The organism is Georgenia daeguensis (assembly GCF_039537705.1).
Lineage (GTDB): Bacteria > Actinomycetota > Actinomycetes > Actinomycetales > Actinomycetaceae > Georgenia > Georgenia daeguensis.
Genome location: NZ_BAABBA010000008.1, coordinates 193,165 through 201,181 on the forward strand (window position 1 = coordinate 193,165; position 8,017 = coordinate 201,181).

General features: G+C 72.4%; 7 protein-coding genes and 1 pseudogene. 2 read left to right on the plus strand and 6 right to left on the minus strand.

The window, feature by feature from the left end:
* Positions 1 to 22 precede the first annotated feature (22 nt).
* The 5 genes from ABD774_RS10260 to ABD774_RS10280 form a co-directional block, all read right to left on the minus strand.
* Positions 23 to 2,377, minus strand: coding sequence for a SpoIIE family protein phosphatase (locus ABD774_RS10260; protein ID WP_345040619.1), 2,355 nt, complete (start codon positions 2,375 to 2,377; stop codon positions 23 to 25).
* Entirely contained in the window at positions 2,374 to 3,096 is a 723-nt protein-coding gene (locus ABD774_RS10265) for a biliverdin-producing heme oxygenase (RefSeq protein WP_345040621.1), read from the minus strand. The genes ABD774_RS10260 and ABD774_RS10265 overlap by 4 nt, the downstream gene beginning before the upstream one ends.
* A gap of 106 nt (positions 3,097 to 3,202) precedes the next feature.
* Positions 3,203 to 4,000, minus strand: coding sequence for an isocitrate lyase/PEP mutase family protein (locus ABD774_RS10270; RefSeq protein WP_345040623.1), 798 nt, complete (start codon positions 3,998 to 4,000; stop codon positions 3,203 to 3,205).
* 55 nt (positions 4,001 to 4,055) lie between these two features.
* Complete coding sequence (locus ABD774_RS10275; protein ID WP_345040625.1) at positions 4,056 to 4,457, minus strand: type II toxin-antitoxin system VapC family toxin; 402 nt, start codon at positions 4,455 to 4,457, stop codon at positions 4,056 to 4,058.
* Positions 4,444 to 4,674 (minus strand): FitA-like ribbon-helix-helix domain-containing protein, encoded by a 231-nt coding sequence (locus ABD774_RS10280; RefSeq protein ID WP_345040627.1) that lies wholly within the window; start codon positions 4,672 to 4,674, stop codon positions 4,444 to 4,446. Before ABD774_RS10280 ends, ABD774_RS10275 begins: the two co-directional genes overlap by 14 nt.
* Positions 4,675 to 4,849: 175 nt before the next feature.
* On the opposite strand from ABD774_RS10280, the pseudogene ABD774_RS21845 reads away from it, so the two are divergent.
* Positions 4,850 to 5,729: pseudogene (locus ABD774_RS21845) on the plus strand (sulfurtransferase).
* Between the two features lie 30 nt (positions 5,730 to 5,759).
* Positions 5,760 to 6,656, plus strand: a complete 897-nt coding sequence (locus tag ABD774_RS10295) for an ATP-grasp domain-containing protein (protein ID WP_345040629.1) — start codon at positions 5,760 to 5,762, stop codon at positions 6,654 to 6,656.
* Positions 6,657 to 6,837: 181 nt separating this feature from the next.
* Here the strand turns inward: ABD774_RS10295 and ABD774_RS10300 are convergent, their stop codons facing one another.
* Positions 6,838 to 7,890: a hypothetical protein gene (locus tag ABD774_RS10300; RefSeq protein ID WP_345040631.1), complete on the minus strand. Its 1,053-nt coding sequence runs from the start codon at positions 7,888 to 7,890 to the stop codon at positions 6,838 to 6,840.
* Positions 7,891 to 8,017 lie beyond the last annotated feature (127 nt).

An 8,017-nucleotide genomic window follows, 5' to 3' on the forward strand; every position in this document is an offset into this window, starting at 1 on the left:
CGTCGGTGGACTGTGCCGCGGCTCAGGAGTCGGCGGTGACCAGCAGCATGGTCGCGTCGTCCTCCGACTCCAGCCCGGCCAGCCGGTGCTCGAGCACCTCGAGGTCCAGGGTGACCTCGGTGGTGGCCCGCAGCTCCTCCAGCCGGCTCACGATCGGGTCCGCCCGCCGCTCGACCAGCCCGTCGGAGTAGAGCAGCAGCGACTCCCCCGGCGCGACGGTCAGCGTGCCGCCGCGGGGACGCTCGCGCAGGAACCCCAGCGGCGGGTTACGCACGACCTCCGCCCAGGTGGCGTGGTGGTCGCGCACCAGCAGCGGGGGCATGTGACCGGCGCAGACGTACTCGACCTCGCCGGTGGCCGGGTCGAGCACCCCCGCCCACATCGTCGCCATCTCCTCGGGCAGCAGCTGCTTGGCCAGCCGGTCCAGCGCCTCGACCGCCGGCCCCACCGCGCCGTCGTGCGCCACGAGGAGCGAGCGCATCCCGTTGCGGAGCTGGTTCATGGACGACGCCGCCGCGAGCCCGTGCCCCGCGACGTCGCCGACCACCAGGGCGAGGCAGCCCGAGGCCAGCTCGAAGCTGTCGTACCAGTCGCCGCCGACCCGGCCGCCGTCGGCGGGGCGGTACCGCGCGGCGACGTGCCACCCGGCCGGCTGGGGCAGACGGTCGGGCAGCGACGAGCGCTGCAGGGCCAGCGCGGCTCCCAGGTCGGGCCGGGTGCGGCGGTAGAGCACCTCGACGACGAGGCGGCGCGCCGCGACGGCCGCCTCGACGTCCTCCACCGACCATGGTCGCGACGTCCCCTCCACCACCTGCTGCCACCGGGCGAACGAGCGGCGCGGACCGAGCCGGGCGACGCCGTCGTCCCCCACGGTGACGGGCTTCTCCCCCGGGTCGCCGCCCCACGCGACCTCGCGCGCCACCTCGCGGCGGAACATGGCCAGCACGTCGCCCTCGGGCAGCGGCACCACCAGGGCGCCGGCCACCTCGCCGAGGGCGCCGTCGGGGTCGGGCAGCGCCGCCGGGAGCGCGTCGCAGGTGAGGACGCCGGCCGTCTCGGCGACGGCGGAACCGCCTGCGTCAACCAGCGCGCGCACCACGCGGTCCGGGTCGCCGGGCAGGAGCCCGACGGCGGCCGAGGCGCCGCCGACGCGCAGCATCAGCCCGTCGACGTCGAGCAGCTCCAGCAGGCGGGGCTGGGCGACGGCCTCGGCCAGCGGCTCGGTCTCCGCGACGCCGACCAGGCGGCGCAGCTCGTCGGCGACGGCCTGCGCGTGGTGCGCCCGGTCCGCCGCCGCGCGGACCACCGCCTGCAGGGACAGCCCGGCCGCCAGCGTCTCGGCCGCGGCGCGCACCTCGAGCGACGGGGTGTGCGGGCCGGAGACGTGGTGGCACGCGACCATGCCCCACAGGCGCCCCTCGTTGAGCAGCGAGATCGACATGGAGGAGCGCACGCCCATGGTGCGCAGGTACTCCACGTGCACGGGGGAGACGGCACGCAGGGTGGCGAAGGTCAGGTCGGTCGGCGCCGCCGTGCGCGGGTGCAGCTCGGGCACGAGGCGGGCGGTGGGCGCCTCGGTGTCCGAGATGAGCCGGAGCCAGTTCTTCTCGTACAGCGCCCGCGCCTGGGCGGGGATGTCCGAGGCCGGGTAGTGCAGCCCGAGGTACGGCTCGAGGTCCTCCCGGACGTCCTCGGCGACCACCTGGCCGTTGTAGTCGCGGTCGAACCGGTAGACCATCACGCGGTCGAACCCGGTCAGCCGGCGCACCCCGGTCGCCGCGAGGGCGTAGATCTCCTCCACGCTCGACGCCGTGGCCGCCTCCCGCAGGACGGCGTGGGTCTGCTGGAACACCGCGGTAGTCGGCTCGCCGTCGCCGGTCGCTGCGGGCACCGGCTCGGCCTCCACCAGCACCGAGCCGTCGCCGCCGAGGTGGGAGGCGACCAGCCACTCGCGGCCGTGCATCGTCAGCTGCTGCAGCGAGTCCCCGAGGGGCCCGCCGGCGGGGCTCTCGGCCAGCCGCACGCCCGACGCCGCCTCGGCGCCCAGCACCTCCGCGAGCGGGCGGCCGAGCGCGTCGTCGACGGCGACGCCCAGCAGCTCCGGCAGGTTCTCCGAGACCTGGACGACCACGCCGTCGTCGACCACGAGCAGCACGCCGCGCGACTGCACCTTGCCGGGCACGCGGATCGGCTCGGCCTCGCACGCTTCCAGCTCCAGCGCGTCCGCCGTCGTCCCGTTGTCCACCGTCGCGTCCTTGCCCATCCCAGCCCCGCCGCCCCTTATCGCCCCGCCGTCCGTCCCAGCCTCGCCGTCCATCCCCGGGCCGTCGCCCACCCCGGCCTCGCCCTCCGCCTTCGCCCCGCGCTCGCCCGTCATGCCACGTCCGCCCGCGCCCCGCGACGCTCCGCACCACCACGAACGGCATGCTCGGCACCGAGCTCGGCGAACATCGCGCGGTTGAGACGGAACGCCTGCTGCGCCTCGGCGACGGCCCGGGCGGTCTCCGCGGCGTCGAGGCCGAGGGCGTCGAGCCGCTCGCGGTAGAGGTCTTTGAACGGCTTGGCCTTCGGGATCTCGGGGAAGTCGTAGAACGCCAGCCCCTCGGCGCCCATGCCGTAGCGGCGCTGCATCATCCGCTTGATGATCTGGCCGCCGGAGAGGTCGCCGAGGTAGCGGGTGTAGGCGTGCGCGGCGTACTCGGGCAGACTGCCTCCGGCGTCGCGCAGCCGCGCCGCGTAAGTGAGGGTGGCCGGCAGGATGCGGATCTGCTCGCGCCAGCCGGCGCCGTGGAGGTGGGCGAGGTCGCGCTCGATGGAGGGCACGCGCTCCAGCTCGGCGAACGCGAGGCCGGCGCCGCGCGCGTCCCGCCGCACCGGCAGGGCCGCGTCCTCGAGGGCCCGGTAGATCTCGAGCTGCTGGGCGGCGAGGTCGGCGTAGGCGGCGACGTCGAGGTCGCCGGCGAGGAGGTTCTCCACGAAGTCCTGCGACTCGGCGGCCCTGTGCTCGGCGCGCGTGCCTTCGCGCAGCTGCTCGGAGAGCGGCGCGTCGGCGCGGGAGTTTCCGTCGGGATCGTCCCAGCCGTTGTTCGCGCGCATTGCCGAGGACGGTATCAGCATCCCCTTTTCGCCGTTTTCACACGGCGAGGCGCTTCTCCATGAGGATCAGCTCGTCAGGGGTGTAGGGCTTCTGGCGGGCCTCCCCTCAGCGGAACGCCGAGTCGATGATCTGGCGCGCGGGCACCGCGCGGTCGAGAAAGGCGGTGTCGCCGTCGAGCAGCTCGCGCGCCGCTTCGATCAGCCCGGCGAGCGCGTTCCAGGCGAAGGTGCCGCCCACCGAGATGCGGGCGACGCCTGCGTCGGCCAGCTCCGCGGGTGACGGCCCGCCCCGGACCAGCAGCACGTTGACCGGGCGGTCCGTCTCCGCGCAGACGGTGCGGATCTCGCCGAGGTCGGTAAGCCCTGGTGCGTAGAGGACGTCGGCGCCCGCCTCCTGGTAGGCCTGCAGCCGGACGAGCGTCTCGGGCAGGACCGGTCGACCGTGGAGGTAGTTCTCGCACCGCGCCGTGAGCACCAGCGAGCCGGACGCCCCGGCGGCCGCCGAGATCCGCTCTCGCGCCAGTCCAGCGTCGTAGATCGGGTCATCGTCGTGGCCGGTGTAGTCCTCGATCGAGCACCCAGCCAGCCCGACGTCCCGCGCGGCGCTCACGATCTCGGCGACGTCCCGCGGCTCGTCGGCGTACCCGTTCTCCAGGTCGGCCGAGACCGGGATGCCGACCGCGCGAACCAGGTCGGCCGCGTTCGCCAGCGCCTCCTCCCGGGTGACGTCGCCGTCGCGCCGCCCCAGCGTCGCGGCGAAGCCGCTGCTGGTCGTCGCGATCGCCGCGAACCCCAGCTCGGCGAGGATCTTCGCGGACCCGGCGTCCCAGGCGTTGGGCAGCAGCAGCGGAGCACCGGGGCGGTGGAGGGTGAGGAACTGTTCGGCCAGGCTCTCGACGGACATGGAAGGAGGCTATCGGCCACCGCTCAGGGAGGTCCGGCGCGGTCGAACTCGCCTCTCAGACAGACGGTTTGAGGAGCTCCACCGAGCATCTCGGGCCCGGCGCCCTGCCGAGCCGCCGATCTCCAGTCACCAACACCGCGTTGAGCGCTTCGGCGAGCGCGACGTAGACGGCGTCGTAGACCGTCAGACTCCCGCGCAGCTCCCACGCCCTGTCCAGCAACGGTCCGTGCGGTGCTCGCTCGGCGGGAAAGGCGAGCAGGTCCTCGAGCGCCAGGCGCGCGCGCCTCTCGTCCAGCGAGCCCGCACGGAGGTGGCGCCGGAGCACGGAGGCGACCTCAAGATCGGCGAGCTCGGGCACGACTATCCGCTCGCCGCGCAACCGCTGCCTGGCGGCGTCCCCGTCCGGACCGTCGTCGGCGAGCGCGACGACGAGCACGCTGGCGTCAACGACCAGCACGTTCGCTCCGCAGCTCGGCCACCGCGTCCGCGAGCGGGACCGCACCGCCGGCTCGGCCGCCTGCCCGGTCGAGCACCTCGTCCAACGTTGGGCGGGATCCCTCCTCGATCAGGCGGCTGAGGAGGTACTCCTGCATCGACATGTGCGCCGCCGCGGCCCGCCGCCGGAGGACGGCGTGCGTCTCCTCCGGCACGTTCTTGATCTGGATCGTCGCCATGGCGCCATTTTGGCGCCAAGAGCGCCACATCACCAGCGCCCAGAGCAGTATCGTCCGCCCCGTCTCGCGCGCAGAACTCCGACGGTCCGTCGACCACGACAGCCGCAGTCCACTCACCGAGACCGATCCCGGCTCGCCGCGCGGGAGCGCCGATCCCGTCCGTAACGTCGAGGCCATGACTACTCTGCCGCTGCTCGTCGACACCGCCTGGCTCCACGACCACCTGGCCGACCCCGACCTGGTCGTCGTCGACGCCACCACCTTCCTCACTCAGCCCGAGGGCGACGGCTACTACGACGTCGCCTCCGGCCGCGAGGCCTACCGCAAGAGCCACGTCCCCGGCGCGGTCTTCGCCGACCTGCTCACCGACCTCGCCGACACCGGCGCCCCCACCACGTTCACCGCCCTCGACTCCGAGACGTTCGCCGCGCGGATCGGCGCCCTCGGCCGTCGGCGACGGCACCCGCGTCGTCGTCTACGACCAGGGCGCGGACATGTGGGCCACCCGCCTGTGGTGGAACCTGCGCCTGGAGGGCTTCGACGACGTCGCCGTGCTCGACGGCGGCTTCCGCGCCTGGCGCGACGCCGGCCTCCCCGTGGTCACCGGCGAGGAGACCCGCCCGGCCGCGACGTTCACCGCCCGCCGCCGCCCCGAGCTGCTCGCACGCAAGGAGGACGTCCTCGTCGCGCTCGAGCGCGACGATGTCCAGCTCGTCAACTCCCTCGACCGCCCGACCTTCGAGGGCACCCGGGTCACCTACGCCCGCCCCGGTCGCATCCCCGGGTCCAGCCACGTCTTCTTCGGCGAGCTCGTATCCCCCGACGGCGGAGCCCGCGACGTCGAGGAGGTTCGCCCGGCGTTCGAGGCGGCCGGCGCGCTCGAGGAGGACAAGAAGGTCGTCACCTACTGCGGCAGCGGCATCGCCGCGACGTACCTGGCGTTCAACCTCGCCCGCCTGGGCCGCGATGACGTCGCCGTCTACGACGGGTCGATGACGGAGTGGGCCGCCGATGAGAACCTGCCGTTGGAGGTCGGCGCCCCGCCGGCGCGCTGAGCGACGCCCACCCGCCGATACCCTCGGCAGGTGCAGATTGCCATCGCCACCATCTCGGCGATACCGCCGAGCTTCGACGACGACCATCGGCTCGCGGAGGCTCTCCGCCTCCGTGGCGCCGACGTCATCCGGCTCCCGTGGGACCAGCCGGGCGTGGACTGGCGCGCCTTCGACGCCGTCGTCATCCGCTCGACCTGGGACTACTCCGCGCGCCGCGAGGAGTTCGTCGCCTGGGCGGACGCGATCGGCGACCGGCTCCACAACGCGCCAGACCTGGTTCGCTGGAACAGCGACAAGCGCTACCTCCAGGACCTCGCCGACGACGGGGTCCCGGTGGTTCCGACTCTCTACGTCGCCCCGGGTGACCCGCTCCCCGTGCTCCGGGACGAGGTGGTGGTCAAGCCGACCGTGTCGGCCGGGGCGCGGGACACCGGCCGCTTCAGCCCGCCCACCCACGACCTCGCGCGGGGGCTGGTCGAGCGCATCCACGCCAGCGGCCGGACGGCGATGATCCAGCCGTACCAGCGCGCCGTCGACACACGCGGCGAGACCGCCGTCGTGCTGGTCGACAACGAGGTCAGCCACGTGCTGCGCAAGCGCGCCGTGCTACGCGCCGACGAGATCGCGCCCCTCCGGGCGGACGGGCTGGGCGCCGCCGAGGCGATGTACGACCCCGACCTGGTCACCGCCGGGGCGGCCACCGACGCTGAACTGCGCCTCGCCGCCCGGATCGTCGAGGCGGTCGCCGACCGCTTCCGCTACGTCCCGCTCTACGCGCGGGTCGACATGGTTGCCGGCGACGACGGCGCTCCCCTGCTGATGGAGCTCGAGGCGGTCGAGCCCAACCTCTACCTCGACGCCGCCCCGGGGTCCGTAGACCGGGTGGCCGACGCCGTCATCTCACGTGCGGCACTACACCGCGCCTGACGCCGCTCCGACGCCAGCCCAGTGACGGGACGTCCGCGCGGTCGCCTAAGACCGTTCGACCACGCGGCTCATGCCAGGCTAGTTGAGCGGCGAGTTTGCGCTCGTCCACTGTCCGCCGAAGTACATCTGCGTGCTGGGGTGATGGGGCTGGTACCGGAGTCTGGCGTCGGAGTCCTGGACCTCAAGGAGAGCCGGCGCGCCGTTCGGACGCACGACCCGTGCTGCTCTGACGACGGTCGACTCTCCACAGCACGAGTTGGGCAACCGCTGCCCCACCGGCCCCGGCAAGTACAGCCGCTCCGAATGCACTCCAGCTGGGCTCGGCGACCACCGGCGCCGCAGCGAAGGACAGGCCAAATGCCCCGATCACCACAGAAACCGTTCGAACAAGACGGTTGAGACGTTGCTGAGCCTCTTCCTGTCCCGCTTCCAGCAGCGAGTGTGCGAGCCGGGCCCCCTCTTGGACCCGTACCTCCACCTCCATGACGTCACGAGCGGTGAGGAGCTGTTCCTGGAACTCCCGAAGGACCATGTCAGGTGGCGCAGAACGCTTATCCGTCAAAGAGGTGCGCCAGTACGTCCGCTTGAACTCGAAGTGCGCCCTCTCCAGATCAACGAGGGCACTGGCGTCCTCGAGCCCCACCGTTGTCGTCTGTCGGCCGGCATCGTCCATGAGACACCGCTGAACCAAGGCGAACAGCAAGGCGTCGAGGTGGACCGAGTGAACCAATACCCTCAGAACTGCAGAGAAGTCCTCCTGGGTTGTCTGATGCGAAACGAACGCAGCGCCGTCACGAAGCACGAGACAGCTCCAGTCCGGCCGCTCGACGGTGAATCGGTGTTTCGCCGCCCGCACCGCCAAGTCCGCACCGGAGGCGGGTCCAGCCCCGGACACGAGTGCGTATGCAAGTTCTAGTGGGCCGAGATATGGCCTCGCCCGCTCCTCGGCGAACGGCGCGTACGCCAGCACTCTGATCTTCGGTCGCTCCTTGATGACGACGGCGGTGGGAAGAAGAGCACGGACTTCTGACCAGAAGAGGTTCGCGGAGTGGCGGAGCCCGTGAACCGCTCCAGGGACGGCCTGCAGCAAGGCTTCCATCGATGGCTCTTCGGACGTGACGTGGACAACTGCGAAGGCATGCTGCCCTCCGATTTCGTACCTTGCCGAACCGCCGAGCAGCTCGATTCCCAGGATTGTCAGCCCTTCGGCGGTTGAATTGACGACGCGACTCATGGGTCTGCTGCACGGATAGGTGACAGGTTGGGTCACGCAGCCTGGGTGGCTGGCGTGGTCATGATGGTCTCGTACTCGATGGGGGTCAACCGGCCGAGGGCGTCCTGTCGTCGACGGCGGTGGTAGG